The organism is Methyloversatilis discipulorum, assembly GCF_000527135.1.
Taxonomy (GTDB): Bacteria; Pseudomonadota; Gammaproteobacteria; order Burkholderiales; family Rhodocyclaceae; genus Methyloversatilis; species Methyloversatilis discipulorum.
Genome location: NZ_AZUP01000001.1, coordinates 3,082,792 through 3,096,531 on the forward strand (window position 1 = coordinate 3,082,792; position 13,740 = coordinate 3,096,531).

Sequence of the window (13,740 nt, forward strand, 5' to 3'; positions counted from 1 at the left end):
CTTTCAGCGACGCCGGCACAGTAGCACGCCGCCCAGCGCCAGCGCGAAGCCGGCCATCTGCAACGGCGCCAGCCGCTCGCCGAAGAGCAGCGCCGCCTGCGCCGCGGCCAGCGGCGGTGCCAGCAGCACCAGCACGCTCACCTTCGCCGCCGAACCGCGACGCACCATCCACACAAGCAAGGTGCTGCCGATGGCCGACAGGCCGAACACCGCCCAGGCGAGCGCCGCCCACAGCGCAAGGCCGGGTACCCACAGCGACTCGCCGAGCGCCAGCGCGATAAGCAGGCAGACCAGCGCACCGCCGGCGTTCTGGATGGCACTCGAACTGAACAGGTCGGCGGCGGCGATCGAGCTTTTCTGCACCAGCGTGCCAGCGGTGATGCCGGCCACCGCCACCAGCGCCACGCCAACCACCAGCGGCGACAACGCCTCCGCGCCGACGCTGGCCAGCCGTGGCGCCAGCACCAGCACGACACCGAGCGCGCCGGCCAGCAGACCGCCCCAGAAATGGCGGCCCAGCGGTTCGTCGAACAGGCGCTGCGCGATCAGCGCGGTGAACATCGGCTGCAGCGTGGCGAGCAGCGCCATCACCGCCGGCGACAGCCCGTGCGCCACTGCCCAGTAGCCGCCACCCATATACACGCCCTGCAGCAAGGCACCGGCCAGCAGGTGCTTGGGCCACTGTTCGCGCGCCGGCCAGGCTGCGCGCAGCGCCAGCGCGATGGCGCTGTACAGCAGCGTGGTCAGCGTGAAGCGGGCGAGCAGGAAGAGGGCCGGGTCGGCCACGCCGTCGATGGCCCGCGCGACGATGAAACCGGTGGACCAGACGAGGACGAAGAGGGCAGGTGCGAACAGCGCGGACACGGCGTCACTGACAGAACAAAGAACGCAGTCTGCAGCCGCCGGTGCCGGCCTGTCTTGTCGAAAACTGCAGCGACCTGAACCGACGGACCGGCACAGCAAGTACAGATTGTGCGGTACAGATGCGCGCGCCAACGAGCTGTGATGATTTCCCGCTTTCGCTTTGCATATATGTAATCGGCAATTTCAGCACGGCGATGCCGGCGCATTCGATGAAACAATTTCCATTCACTGTGATCGCATCAAGCAGGGCGCCCTGAACGGGTCGTCCATGCCGGACCCGTCTCGCCGTGGCATTGCGTACGCGTCATGCCCCACGGCCCCGGTACCTTGCAGGAGGTGTCGATGAAATGCCCTTCGATTTTTCCGACCGAGCCCGAGCGGCTCGAAGCGCTGTCGGCCTACGGGCTGGACAGCGACCACCAGCTACCCAGCCTCGACCCGGTGGTGCGCATCGCCGCACGCATGTTCGGCATGCCGGTCGCCGCGGTGAACCTGATCGGCAGCGATCACGTGTTCTTCGCCGCCAGCACCGGCATCGACGAAGCGGTCGATATGCGGCGCGACGTGTCCTTCTGCGCGCACGCGATCAATCAGCACGACGTGATGGTGGTGCCGGATGCGCTTCTGGACGAACGCTTCCACGACAATCCGCTGGTCACCGGCAGCGCGAGTCTGCGCTTCTACGCCGGCGTGCCGCTGCTGGCGCCGGACGGCCACGCGCTCGGCGCGCTGTGCGTGATCGACAGCCGGCCGCACGACGATTTCACCGATGACGACTGCGAGCGGCTGCGCGAACTGGCGAAGATGGCCGCCGACCGCATGGAACTGCGCCGCATCGAGGTGTCACCCGAACACAGCCGCCCTGCTTTCGACGACTTCGCCCGCAACGCACCGAACCCGCTGATCGCCTTCGACGCGACAGCGAAGCTGATCGGCTGCAACAGCGCCGCTGCCGCGCTGCTCGGCCGCACGCCGACGCAAGGCCTCGGCGAACCGGTCGACGCGCTGCTGCCCGAACGCGACCGGGCCGCCTTCCGCGACCTGCTCGCCCGCGCCGTTGCACAGGGCTCGCTCGAAGGGCTGGACGTGCCGAAGGACATCATCGGACTGCGCAGCGACGGCGTCGAACTGCTGCTCGGGCTGACGCTGTTCATGCACCGCGAAGCAGCGGGCGTCACCTTCAGCGCCCACCTGCAGGACTGCACCGAACGACGCGAGCGGGAGAACGCGCTGCGCCGCATGGCCAGCACCGACGGCCTGACCGGCCTGGCCAACCGCGCCGGCTTCTTCCGCCGCGTCGAAGACACGCTGGCACGACCTCTGCCCGCCGCCGTCATCATGATCGACCTCGACGGCTTCAAGGACGTGAACGACACGCTGGGCCACGCGATCGGCGACAACATCCTGCAGGAAGTCGGCCGCCGGCTGGAGGCGGTCGCCGGCATGCAGGGCTTCGCGGCGCGCATCGGTGGCGACGAATTCGCGCTGCTGCTGGCCGGCACCGATGACCCGGAAAGCGCTGCGATGGTGTCTCAGATCGTGCTGCGTGCGATCGAGATGCCCATCGTCGCCGACGGCCACGAGGTGCGTGTCGCCGCCAGTTGCGGCATTGCGGTGGCGCCGCAGCAGGCCGACGAAGCGCTGGAACTGATAGGCAATGCCGACCTCGCGCTGTTCAAGGCCAAGAGCATAGGCCGCGCGCAGTGCTTCACCTTCCAGCCCGCATTGCGCATGGAGGCGGTGGCGCGCCGGCTGTACAGCATGGAGCTGCACCGGGCGGCGCACGCCGGCGAGTTCCTGCTGTTCTACCAGCCGCAGGTGAGGCTGTACGACGGTGCGCTGACCGGCGCCGAGGCGCTGATACGCTGGCTGCATCCGGAACGCGGTCTGCTGTCGCCGGCCGCCTTCCTGCCGGCGCTCGAAGGTGGGCCGCTCGCCGCCACCGTCGGCGCCTGGGCACTGGAGGAGGCCTGCGCGCAGGCAGCGTACTGGCGACGCAACGGCGCGCCGGATTTCCGCATGGGGGTGAATCTGTTCGGCGCCCAGTTCCGCGTCGGCGATCTGGCCGCGCAGGTGCAGGCGGCGCTCGACAAGCATGGCCTGCCGCCGGAAGCGCTCGAACTGGAAGTGACCGAGAACATCGTGCTCGACCACGACGATCTGGTGCTGGACACGCTGCAGCGCGTGCGGGCGCTCGGCGTCGGCGTGTCCTTCGACGATTTCGGCACCGGCTACGCGTCGCTGAGCCTGCTCAAGCGCTACCCACTGACGCGGATCAAGATCGACCGTTCCTTCGTCGAGGGCATGCTGGAGTCGGAGCGGGACGCCTCGGTCGTGCGCGCCATACTCGACATCACGCGCAGCTTCGAGCTGGACAGCATCGCCGAAGGCATCGAGCGTGACGTGCAACGCATACGCCTGTTCCGCGAGGGCTGCGTGCACGGGCAGGGCTATCTGTTCGGGCAGGCGCTGTCGGCCGAACAGTTCTCGCGCGCCTTCGGGCTGGTCGGCGGCAGCCGGACCTCGAACGGCTGATCGCGCGGTCGGCTCAGTCCGTGGCCACTGCGCGCAGCGGGGTGAGCAGGTCGGGCTGGTCGGCGACCGGCAGACCGAACAGATCCTGCACCGTCGCGATCAGCGCGTCGCCGTCGGCCAGCGTGCGGCGCGCCACGCTGCCGTCAGCACGATATTCGGACAGGTCGCGGTTGAACAGCGTCCACCGGCGATCGACACCGGCGCGCGCCAGCATCAGGTTGCCGGTGAAGAGGGACTGCGGGTGGGTGGACAGGAAGTAGCTGGACGCCTCGTAGTCGCAGCCGTGCATGTCGACGCGACGCACGCGATACAGGCTCCTCCACTCGCCGGCGATCAGTGACTGCAGCCACCAGTAGTCGTCGCGCTTCAGCAGGCGGTAGGCGCCGTGCGGCGTGCGCTGCTCCAGCCCGTCTTCCCAGCGCAGACCGGCGGTGACGGTGAGGCCACCGAAGCCGACGTCGACCAGTCGTGCGCCGTCCGGCGTATCGACATCGAGCAGCATGTGCGATTGCGGCGTCAGCGCGTCGTCCGGCTGCATCCACATGACGCGCGCCGCCAGTTCGCGCACCGGGTAGCCCAGCGCGCGCAGCGCATCGGCGAACAGCCGGCCGTGCTCGAAACAGAAGCCGCCGCGGCGGGCGTCGATCAGCTTCGCGGCGACCGTTGCCGCATCCACGGCGACCGGCTTGCGCCGCAGCGGGTCGAGGTTCTCGAAGGGGATGGCGATGGTGTGCGCGAGGATGAGCGCATCGAGTGTCGCAGCGTCACAGGACGCCGGGGCAGCGGTGGTCCAGTCGATGCGTGCGAGGTAGGTGTCGAGCGGGAAAGGGGAGGACATGGAGCGAGGCAGTTGTCGGCAGCCGCGCATGATGAAGCGGGCAGGGCGCGATGACATGCGCAGCGCATCACGAGTGCCCGACCGTGCCGGGTGACTTGGGGTTTTGTGGGAGGGGTCTTCTGGCCCGGACAGCGGCGGGTATCGAAGTCAGCGGCCTGCCTCCGCCGTGTCGCGGTCAGAAGACCGCTCCTACAGGGGTTGCGCCCGAACGGTGGCCGGAGCCGGGGTTCTGTGGGAGGGGCCTTCTGACCCCGACAGCGACGTACATCGAAGCCGGCGGACTGCGGCAGCCGCGTCGCGGCCAAGGCCGCTCTCACAGGGATCGCGCCCGGCCCAGGCTCTGTCGGCAGCTCGCGCGGCCTCCCACAACAGACCCTGGCGCCGAAGCCGCTACAGGCTGCCGCCGGAGAACAGTGCCTTCCTGATCACCGCATGCACGCCCCAGTTGCCATCGACCACCTGGGTGACGGCGAAGTCGACGCCGACCGACAGCAGCGAAATCGCTTCGTCTTCGGTCAGGCCCTGGGTGTCCATCAGGAAGGCGCGGCTCTTGCGGAAGGCGTCGCGCAGCGCCAGATCCACTGAGGACTTGGCGTAGATGTCGCTCTGCGCCTTGTCGCCCAGTTCGGCCAGGTAGTTGGCGAAGCTGAAGCCGTGGATCACCCACTCGTCCTGCGTTTCGAGCAGCGGGTATTCGAGCTTGGCGAGCGAGGTGCCGGCGAGGTCGGCCTTCTTGTGCAGGATGAACTGGAAGGTGCCGGTCAGCGAACACTCGATCGCGGTGCCGCACAGTTCGGAGTCACCCTGGCCGGCGTGCGGATCGCCGACCGAGAACAGCGCACCCTTGACCGCGACCGGGTAGTACATCGTGGCGCCCTTGCCGATGCGCCAGTTGTCGATGTTGCCGCCGGTGTAGCTGGGCGGGATGGAATCGACCATGTCCGCCTCCTTCGGCGCGACGCCGGCGACACCGAAGTGCGGCCGCACCGGCACGCGGATGTTCTTCAGCACGCCGTGGTTCTCCTTCACCGTCGAGTGGTCGACGACGACGCCCGGGTAGTCGATGGTCTTGTGCACGACGCCGAAGGGGTCGGTCTGCGGCGTCCACTGGAAGTTGTACACCGCCTGCGCCCAGTTGCGGTCCAGCCCGGCGTCGATTTCGTAGATGGTGATCACTTCGCGGTTCTTCGGCTCGGTGATCAGGTCCTTGTAGTGAAAGCCCCACCAGGCGGCCGCGTTGACGCCGAAGCTCTTGCCCTTGTAGCTCGGGTTGGCGCTCGGCCGAGGTGCGACGTCGACGATGCGCACTTCGAGCACGTCGCCCTCTTCGGCGCCCTTCACGTACACCGGGCCGGTGCATATATGTACACCGAGGCCTTCGCCGGCGCCGCGCCCGAACAGGCTGGCGTCCATCGGACCGGCACCACGGCGGATGACGCCCTTCTTCTTCTTGTCCCAGTAGAAGACGCTTTCGGCGCCGGGGTCGCCCTTTATCATGCGTTCGTAATCGTCGCCGGCGTGGTGGGTCAGCGTTTCGATGGTGACGAAGTCACCCGGGTTGATTTCGACCTGCGGCTTCAGCGATTTCGAGAAATAGCCCCAGTGCACGGTGTCGGCGCTGGCGGCGATGTAATAGTGGTTGCGCGTCTTCATCGAGCCGTCGGCCTCGCGCGCCATCGACTGACCGACCCAGCCGGCACTCAGCGTACCGAACCCCGCCGCCAGTGACCCCTTGAGCAGACCGCGCCTCGCCGGATCGGGTGGCGCTGGCGTGCGCAGTTCGGGCTCGCCGTTTCCGTCCACCTTCACCGTCAGACGGCCGTTCGGATCGCAGAAGCTGCAGTGCTGGTGCGCGGGATGGGTGCAGGCAGACATGGGGCGTTCTCCTTCTGGTCAGTGGGGATGTGAAACACCGCGTGCGGCGGTGCATCAATCGTGCCGGAAGGAAAAGCCTTGAAAATCAATGGCTCCATGCCAGGGAAGCGCACGGAAGGGGTGCGTTGCGCACTGCAACTGGGCCGCGATGCGGCCTGACCGAAGTTTGCGCAAACAGGCCGGGGTGCGAATGTGACGTGTAATAAACTTCGCGCTCCCCGGAATCCGCCCTCGCCGGCAATCGCCGCGAGTGCCTCCGGATCTGGCGGTCAGACCGCCCCGAAAGCGCATGGAACTCGAAAACTATTCCGATATTGAAAAGGCTGTGCAGCGCAGCCGCCGCGAAATCCTCCGTCTGGGCATCGGCCTGCTGTTCGTCGTCGGCACCATGATCTACGCCGCGCTCGGCGTGGGCCTGCAGGGCCCGGGCGGCATCATGCTGGTGGTGGCGGCCATGATAGGCGGCTACATGGCAATGAACATCGGCGCCAACGACGTCGCCAACAACGTCGGCCCGGCGGTCGGCTCGCGCGCGCTGAGCATGACCGGCGCCATCGTCATCGCCGCCATCTTCGAAGTGGCCGGCGCACTGATCGCCGGCGGCGACGTCACCTCGACCATACGCGGCGGCATCATCGACCCGGCCGCGATCGCCGACAGCAACCGCTTCGTCTGGGTGATGACGGCCGCGCTGCTGGCCGGTGCGCTGTGGCTCAACATCGCCACCGCGGTCGGCGCGCCGGTGTCGACCACGCACTCCATCGTCGGCGCGGTGCTGGGTGCCGGCGTCGCCGCCGGCGGCATGGCGGCCGGCAAGTGGGACATGGTGGGCGGCATCGTCGCCAGCTGGGTGGTGTCGCCGGTGCTGGGCGGTCTGGTGGCGGCCGGCTTCCTGTACTGGATCAAGCGCGCCATCACCTACCGCAGCGACATGGTCGCCGCCGCGCAGCGCACGGTGCCGGTACTGATGGGCATCATGGCCGCGTCCTTCTCCACCTATCTCATCCTGAAGGGGCTGAACAAGGTGTGGAAGGTCGACTTCACCACCGCCTGTGCCATCGGTGCCGGCCTCGGCATCGTCACCTGGCTGCTGGTGCGCGCCCATCTGCAGCGCACCGCGCACCGGCTGAACAACAGCAAGGCCAGCATCAATTCCCTGTTCGGCCTGCCGCTCGTGTTCGCCGCCGCGCTGCTGAGCTTTGCCCACGGCGCCAACGACGTCGCGAACGCCATCGGCCCGCTCGCCGCGATCACCGACACCGTGCTGCACGGCGCCGTGTCCGCCAAGGCCGCCGTGCCGCTGTGGGTGATGATGATCGGCGCCATCGGCATCGCCATCGGTCTGGCGCTGTACGGCCCCAAGCTGATCCGCACCGTCGGCCACGAAATCACCGAGCTCGACCCGATGCGCGCATTCAGCATCGCGATGGCGGCCGCGCTCACCGTCATCATCGCCTCGCAACTGGGCCTGCCGGTCAGTTCGACCCACATCGCGCTGGGCGGCGTGTTCGGCGTCGGCTTCCTGCGCGAGTACATCAAGACCAGCTACGCGCAGACCCTTGCCGAGATCAAGAGCCACCACCAGGGCGCCGACAAGGAAGTCGTCGAAGCCTTCCTGAACGACTTCGAGAAAGCCGACAAGAAGGGCAAGCGCGCGATGCTCGACGCGTTGAAGGCGCACACCGCGCAGGCGCAGCTGTCCAAGCACGAGCGCAAGGCGATCAAGCGCACGCACCGGCACGAACTGGTGAAGCGCTCAGCCCTGTTCAAGATCGCCGCCGCCTGGATCGTCACCGTACCCGCCTCGGCACTGATGGCGGCGATGATCTACTACATGATCTTCGGGATCGTGCATGCGTGAGGGTGGGGGCCCGGTCGGCTGAACCGCGCCTACGGCGCGTACATCGGCACGATGTTGCGGCAGCGCTGTTCTGTTCCGCTCAACACAGGCACCGTGCCCGGCTCGATCAGTTTCGTGACGCCACGAAGATGATCGGAAGCCGCGTGCTCCGCCGCTTCGCAGGATTCCATTGCCCCACTGGATCCGACTGCGGCCGGTTGCCCGGTTTCAGTCACGGCTTCGCGCGTTTCTTCAGGGCGTTCTCCAGCGCCTTCAACTCGGCATCGTCCTGCGCGTCGGCCTGACGTGCTTCCTCCTGTCGGCGGCGCAGGTCGTAGTCGTCGTACAGCGCGCTCGTGCTGCGCTCCATCTGTGCGTGGCTCACCGTGCCCGCATGCGCGAGCACCGGGAAGCCGTTGCTCGCGATGATCTGATCCACGTTCTGGCGCCAGAAGCTCATGCGGATTTCCTCGCGGCGCTTGGTGCGCAGTTCGGCCGTTTCCAGAAAGATCACCACCAGACGGTTCAGGGTGTCGATTTCGTCTTCGGTCAGGTAGTTCTTGGCGACCAGGATGTCCTGCTTGCGCACCCGGGCGCCCTGCCAGTTCAGCAGGCCGAAGTGCGGATCGTCCGGGTTGGCGCGCGCCGTGATCAGCTCGGCTGCGGTCTGTTGCGTCACGGCGTACAGCAACAGGTTCTGCACGGTGGCGAAGAAGGTCTGCGTCGCCTGGTCGGTCCTGTCGTAATCGCTGCTCAGGGCGAACAGGTCGCGCACCTTCTGGTAGAAACGCTTCTCCGAGGCACGGATGTCCCGGATGCGCGCCAGCATTTCATCGAAGTGGTCCGGCCGGCCATCCGGATTCTTCAGGCGCTCGTCATCCAGCACGAAGCCCTTGAGCAGGTATTCCTTCAGCACCGTGGACGCCCAGCGGCGGAACTGCACCCCGCGCGGTGAGCGCACCCGGTAGCCGACGGCAAGGATGGCGTCGAGGTTGTAGAGCTGCGTCCGATACCGCTTGCCGTCAGCCGCAGTTGTCAAGGATTCCTTGACAACTGATTCCTTGATCAACTCGCCTTCCTTGAAGACGTTCTTCAGGTGCAGCGATATGTTCTGCTTCGTGGCATCGAACAACTCGGCCATTTCCAGCTGCGTAAGCCAGACCGTCTGCTGTTCGGCCCAAAGCCTGATCTGGCTGCGTCCGTCTTCGGTGGCGTAGAGAATCAGTTCGCTCATGATGTTTTCTGCGGTATGCGTTCTGCTGCACTCACCGTGCCGCTTCAGCGGCGATCATTGCCGTCAGCTCAATGCGCGACATGTATAGAAAATCGCCGTTTTCTATACATGTTCTGGCGACGTGTATAGAAAACCGGCTTTCAATCTACTCTCGCCACTGCTTCAGTCGAGTCTGGCATTCGACATGGGGCAAACGCGCGTTCCTCCGCAACATGTGCTCGAGCCCGTCCGCGGCGCGAGCCGGCGGGATCACCGCGTGCTCGACCAGACGATCCAGAAGCCATAGGGCGCCGTGCACTTCCAGGCCGTCCTTCTGTGCCTGCTTTCTCAGTCGGCCATCACCGGTGAGCAGCGGTCGCGCGGTCTGCCGAGCCAGAAAGTAGCAGGAGACATCAGGCAGGGAACTGTTGTTGTGCGCGATCATCATGCTGTGCAGTTCGACGATTGCCGTTCCGTCCATCCCCTCGACAATCAGGCCTCGCGTAAGCAGGGCGGCATGATCGAAGTCCTTGAGCTCTTCCAGTACGAAATCGGTACAGCAGAGCGCAAACGGCAGCTGGAACAACTCGTCGAGCAGGCCAGCGTTGTTGAAATCAATCCAGATATTGGTGCCGCTGATGTAGATCCGGCTCATGCGGAAACGGCCTACACCGCCATCGTGGGCTCAAGCTGATCGATCGGCCGCTGCAGGAATTCGGACGCGCGGGACGGGGTGAATAGCCCCTCGGCCAAACCCCAGAACACCAGAGATTCGAAGCGGCGGGGCTGCTCGGCGAGCAGAGGTTCCGGCTCGGAAGAACGCCAGCCATTCGTGCTGAACTGGATCGACGCCGACCGATAGCCCGGGTCGCTCAGCAGATCCAGATCCTTCAGCCGACGCAGAGCGACCTGCATGGACACGCCGTAACGCCGCTTTGCGTTCAGCAATTCCATCATGTGAACCCTGGAGCGCTGATGGCTGCCGAAATCCAGGACGACCTGGTCCCGGGTGTACAGGAAGGCGCCGGCGAAGCGATGGCAGCAGGACTCCTTGTCCTTCTCCGGCATCGAGTCCGGCAGTGCCATGATCCAGTGCCCCAGCTCATGCGCTGCGGTGAAGCGCATGCGCTCGCCGGGGCGGGTGCGGTTCAGGGCAATCAGCACGTGCTGCTCGTCCTGGGTAGCGGCGCAAGCGCCGTCGAAGTCATCCGGCCCGTCAAGCAGCGCGACCTTGATTCCATGGTCTTCGAGCAGTTCGGTCAGATTGGCGATCGCATCGCCACCGATGGCCCAATCTTCCCTGAGCTTCCGGGCCGCATCCTCGGCGGCATCAACGGACGTGACGGGTATGGAGCGAGCAGGAACGGGGACCAATGCGATATGTGCCGCGTCGAAGCATCTTTCCAGCGCGATGTAACGCTCCAGGTGCTCACGCATCTGCTCCTCGACCTGTTGCTGTCGATACTTCGGCATCTTCGCAAGCTTGCGGAATTCCAGCGGCGCCAGCGTCACGGCGTCCGGACGAAAGAAGTACTCGGGCTTCACGTCCAACGCTCGTGCCAGTTGCAGCAGGCGCGCCGAATTCGGCACCGCGGCGCCCTTCTCGAACTTGCTCAATGCCTGCTTGCTGATATCGCCCAGCCTCTGTGCAAGATGTTCGAGGCTCAAACCCCGGAGCACACGGGCACGGCGGATGCGGTCATGGATCATTGCGGCCTCCCAGGTTGACAACCTATATAAACTATAGAAATCGTCAACCTGATTGCGGCGCTGGCTTGTGAGGAAACGCGTTCAACATCGGTAGTGGGTCCGTTGCAGTTCTCCGAAAGCGCGCGCTCAGGCACTCGGAGGGGTTCGACTACATCGAAATGATCTACACCCCGAAACATCGTCACGGATGCACCAGCCTGCTATCCCCGATAGAGTTCGAACGGCAATACTTTTTGAACAACAGAAGAACCGTCTAGAAAACTCAGGGCGATTCACCCTTCTTCAGCTGGATCACGTGCAGCACCCGGCTCTCGAGATCGACCTGGTGCAACTTCAGTGCGCAGGTCTCGGATACCCGCAGTCCGTGGCGGAACATCAAGAGGATCAGGCAGCGGTCGCGTAGCTCGGTGCGGCTGCCGCGGGGGGGCCGTGATCAGGCGCTCGACCTCGAGCGCGGTGAGGTGTTTGCGGTCTTTCATTGCCACCACTGTGGCTCCTATGGACGACCAAGCGACCTGTGGGGCTTACCGCGAAATACTAATCGGAACACATACGGCATGCGCCAGGCGGGCTTCAGCGTTGGCCCAAGGCGCTCGAAAAAAAGGACAACCGTTGCGGTGGCCATGGCGGAAAGGTGCAATGCTACAGGAAACCCGAATGACATAATCATCCAAGGCCAGCAGGCGACGGTGCAGGCCATTCCCGTTCGTACGCCATGGACCAGGCAATCCTGGTTTGCTGTGGGGCCGCTGGCAGCCACGGAGTAGAGCCTGTGGCAGGCATTATGCGCCCACCCCCCGACCGGCGAAGCGGACCACACGAACGCGATAGCGACAGCAATGATTGCTATGGAAGGTGAACCGAAGGCGTGGATTACGGCAGCAATGGGGATCATCGCTAGCCCCGCCACCATCCAGATCAAACCGTATCCAGCCAAAAATAGGAGTGCTGCAATATTACTTCGCCTGGCGATGCTCGACTGCATGACATGGCGCACTTGCTGCACGATAAGCAGCGGCATCATGGCTGCGACCATTACCAGCCACGCTACGGTTAAAATGCTTAGTGTCCGTCCGTCTGGCACCAGCAGATGCAGGTCGGCTCGCGTGACGGACGAAAGCGAGCCACAAAGCGAAAAGCCCGGCGCGTCGGGCGGGCTCGTTATCGCAAGGATAGTGAATCCTGCCGCTGACAGCGCCATCAGAGAGGGCGCCGGCTTAGTCCTGAGTTCCCTCACTAGCGAGTACATGCATTACTCGCCGTCCTGCGCCACCAAACTCACACGTTCAACCATGATCTCACTCCCGGGGCCAGCGCCAGGTTGCTCGATGCTTACAGTCAACTTTTCCAAGTTGCCTTCAGCGGCAAGGATAGCTTGCGTAGCTTGGGTGATATCTATCGTTGCACCCAGCCCATTTCCACCGTGCGGCCCGTCGGTTGCAGAAGCCTTCGCTAGGCCGAAAAGCGCAACCGAGTCGGCCATCTGTGTTTGGCCGCCTTCCGAGCTAACGGTAACTTTAAGCACGCCGCTTGGGGCTTCACCACGGATTCCTTCCAGGTTGAGAAAATAGCGCTGGGGTCGCGACACACGCGATTTCAGATCCGCTAATAAGCCGGCGTCTAAATCGCCTATCGAAATGGTGGTCAGTCTTGCTGTCTGACCCACTATGATTTTCTCGGCATTGGAGCCAAGGACACGCGACTCAGGTGGCTGGCTATCCGAAGATATGGCGGGCATGGCTACCTCCAGGGTGATGCTCTTAGCCCCGACAGCGAGCGTGGAAATCCCAGTTCCGCTTATCAGATTGTCGTAAGCCGGCTCCAACGGTCCTCCAGAAAGTGTCTCGTCTGGTGTAAATGACGCAAGCTGTCCGTAGGTGTCCGGCATGACAAAGCCACGACCGACCGGTCCGCCGCGCCACGCCGCACTGTTTTCTTGGATACTCTTTGGACTCGTCAGCCACGCGGCCCAAAGCCGATCGATATTGGAATGATGGACCCAGAAAATCGGGTCGAGGGCAGCATAGTTCGGATCAGACATGAATCCGTAAGGTGGCTTGATCCCACCCACCATGACGTGGACCAGATTGTGTGGGTTCCCTTCATTGGCACCGGCCCTGTTGCCACCGTGGGAAAATAAAGTTTCGCCGCCACCGTAGCTCAGCGTGCCCGGAGCGCCTGTGTATCGATGCTGGCTTTGGCAATCGAGGGTGATGTCTCGCGGAACGTCCAACGTGGGACCGAGCCGAATTTCGCCATTTCGAAACGTTTTCGCGAGGAAATTTGGCGATCCATCGGGTAAATTCTCCTCCATGAAAGCCTTTGGAATATTCCGCGCAGTAGGGTCAGAGGCGTTTAGGTAGTTCCAGTAGGGCAAGGCCCACTCGTCCGGGCCACCGAGATCCTTCACTGCCTTGGCGACAATCGCCTCAAACGCCGCAAGATAGCCCCGGTGCCACGGCAGGAAATACCAAGTGCCATGCTGACACTGGTTCCACGTCTCGGTGGTCTCAGAGGTGGGCGGAACGGGATCGCTTGTCTCTAAGATTCCTGCTTGGACCCACCCTAGCTGGTCGATGCCATGAATTGCCGCTAGGTAGCGCCAACTGGTCCGGTCTGTAATGGGTCGGGCGTAAAGGCGTTCAACGGCCTTGGCGTACCAGATCAGGGTGTCGTTCCAGACTGTCCCACCCTGATTGACGTCGTGACGGACTCTTCTCATCGCCCCCTCCAGAACTTCGCATAGAGAATGAGAAAAGCATAGGAAGCTTCCGGCCCATCCGCAAGCACGGACACTCCCGAAGACATTGGACGCACCGCACCGCTTCGTCCAAAGAGCACACCAGCATTGAACAGTCGACGCCG

10 protein-coding genes and 1 pseudogene are annotated in these 13,740 nt (G+C 64.4%); 2 read left to right on the forward strand and 9 right to left on the reverse strand.

The annotated features are described in order from the left end of the window. Nucleotides 1-3: 3 nt before the first annotated feature. Nucleotides 4-864, reverse strand: a complete 861-nt coding sequence (locus METFAM1_RS0114360) for a DMT family transporter (RefSeq protein ID WP_019916053.1) — start codon at nt 862-864, stop codon at nt 4-6. Between the two features lie 342 nt (nt 865-1,206). Here METFAM1_RS0114360 and METFAM1_RS0114365 point away from each other — a divergent pair, with 342 nt between their 5' ends. Beyond that, nucleotides 1,207-3,399, forward strand: coding sequence for a putative bifunctional diguanylate cyclase/phosphodiesterase (locus METFAM1_RS0114365; RefSeq protein ID WP_024300719.1), 2,193 nt, complete (start codon nt 1,207-1,209; stop codon nt 3,397-3,399). 13 nt (nt 3,400-3,412) lie between these two features. On the opposite strand, the gene METFAM1_RS0114370 is transcribed toward METFAM1_RS0114365, so the two are convergent. After that, entirely contained in the window at nt 3,413-4,237 is an 825-nt protein-coding gene (locus METFAM1_RS0114370) for an arylamine N-acetyltransferase family protein (RefSeq protein WP_019916055.1), read from the reverse strand. 390 nt (nt 4,238-4,627) lie between these two features. Then, nucleotides 4,628-6,112, reverse strand: coding sequence for an acetamidase/formamidase family protein (locus METFAM1_RS0114375; RefSeq protein WP_019916056.1), 1,485 nt, complete (start codon nt 6,110-6,112; stop codon nt 4,628-4,630). Between the two features lie 289 nt (nt 6,113-6,401). On the opposite strand from METFAM1_RS0114375, the gene METFAM1_RS0114380 reads away from it, so the two are divergent. Beyond that, nucleotides 6,402-7,973 carry an inorganic phosphate transporter gene (locus METFAM1_RS0114380; protein ID WP_019916057.1) on the forward strand — a complete coding sequence of 524 codons (1,572 nt, stop codon included), beginning with the start codon at nt 6,402-6,404 and terminating at the stop codon, nt 7,971-7,973. A 211-nt stretch (nt 7,974-8,184) separates the two neighbouring features. Here the strand turns inward: METFAM1_RS0114380 and METFAM1_RS0114390 are convergent, their stop codons facing one another. The 6 genes and pseudogenes from METFAM1_RS0114390 to METFAM1_RS0114415 all read right to left on the reverse strand — a co-directional run bounded on the left by METFAM1_RS0114390 (nt 8,185) and on the right by METFAM1_RS0114415 (nt 13,597). Beyond that, entirely contained in the window at nt 8,185-9,186 is a 1,002-nt protein-coding gene (locus METFAM1_RS0114390) for a virulence RhuM family protein (protein WP_019916059.1), read from the reverse strand. 145 nt (nt 9,187-9,331) lie between these two features. Then, complete coding sequence (locus tag METFAM1_RS0114395; RefSeq protein WP_019916061.1) at nt 9,332-9,820, reverse strand: PIN domain-containing protein; 489 nt, start codon at nt 9,818-9,820, stop codon at nt 9,332-9,334. Nucleotides 9,821-9,831: 11 nt separating this feature from the next. Continuing rightward, nucleotides 9,832-10,875: a helix-turn-helix domain-containing protein gene (locus METFAM1_RS0114400; RefSeq protein ID WP_019916062.1), complete on the reverse strand. Its 1,044-nt coding sequence runs from the start codon at nt 10,873-10,875 to the stop codon at nt 9,832-9,834. A 262-nt stretch (nt 10,876-11,137) separates the two neighbouring features. Beyond that, a pseudogene (locus METFAM1_RS21065) lies at nt 11,138-11,272 on the reverse strand (tyrosine-type recombinase/integrase); the annotation flags it as partial. Between the two features lie 99 nt (nt 11,273-11,371). Further along, nucleotides 11,372-12,124, reverse strand: a complete 753-nt coding sequence (locus METFAM1_RS21410; protein ID WP_024300720.1) for a copper chaperone — start codon at nt 12,122-12,124, stop codon at nt 11,372-11,374. Nucleotides 12,125-12,127: 3 nt separating this feature from the next. Continuing rightward, complete coding sequence (locus tag METFAM1_RS0114415; RefSeq protein WP_029644370.1) at nt 12,128-13,597, reverse strand: tyrosinase family protein; 1,470 nt, start codon at nt 13,595-13,597, stop codon at nt 12,128-12,130. Nucleotides 13,598-13,740: the final 143 nt, after the last annotated feature.

What these genes read in the sequence shown, in the direction of transcription:
- METFAM1_RS0114365 (WP_024300719.1), top strand. Translation starts at nt 1,207, where the DNA reads ATGAAATGCCCTTCGATTTTTCCGACCGAGCCCGAGCGGCTCGAAGCG.
- METFAM1_RS0114370 (WP_019916055.1), bottom strand. Translation starts at nt 4,237, where the DNA reads ATGTCCTCCCCTTTCCCGCTCGACACCTACCTCGCACGCATCGACTGG.
- METFAM1_RS0114375 (WP_019916056.1), bottom strand. Translation starts at nt 6,112, where the DNA reads ATGTCTGCCTGCACCCATCCCGCGCACCAGCACTGCAGCTTCTGCGAT.
- METFAM1_RS0114380 (WP_019916057.1), top strand. Translation starts at nt 6,402, where the DNA reads ATGGAACTCGAAAACTATTCCGATATTGAAAAGGCTGTGCAGCGCAGC.
- METFAM1_RS0114390 (WP_019916059.1), bottom strand. Translation starts at nt 9,186, where the DNA reads ATGAGCGAACTGATTCTCTACGCCACCGAAGACGGACGCAGCCAGATC.
- METFAM1_RS0114395 (WP_019916061.1), bottom strand. Translation starts at nt 9,820, where the DNA reads ATGAGCCGGATCTACATCAGCGGCACCAATATCTGGATTGATTTCAAC.
- METFAM1_RS0114400 (WP_019916062.1), bottom strand. Translation starts at nt 10,875, where the DNA reads ATGATCCATGACCGCATCCGCCGTGCCCGTGTGCTCCGGGGTTTGAGC.
- METFAM1_RS21410 (WP_024300720.1), bottom strand. Translation starts at nt 12,124, where the DNA reads ATGTACTCGCTAGTGAGGGAACTCAGGACTAAGCCGGCGCCCTCTCTG.
- METFAM1_RS0114415 (WP_029644370.1), bottom strand. Translation starts at nt 13,597, where the DNA reads ATGAGAAGAGTCCGTCACGACGTCAATCAGGGTGGGACAGTCTGGAAC.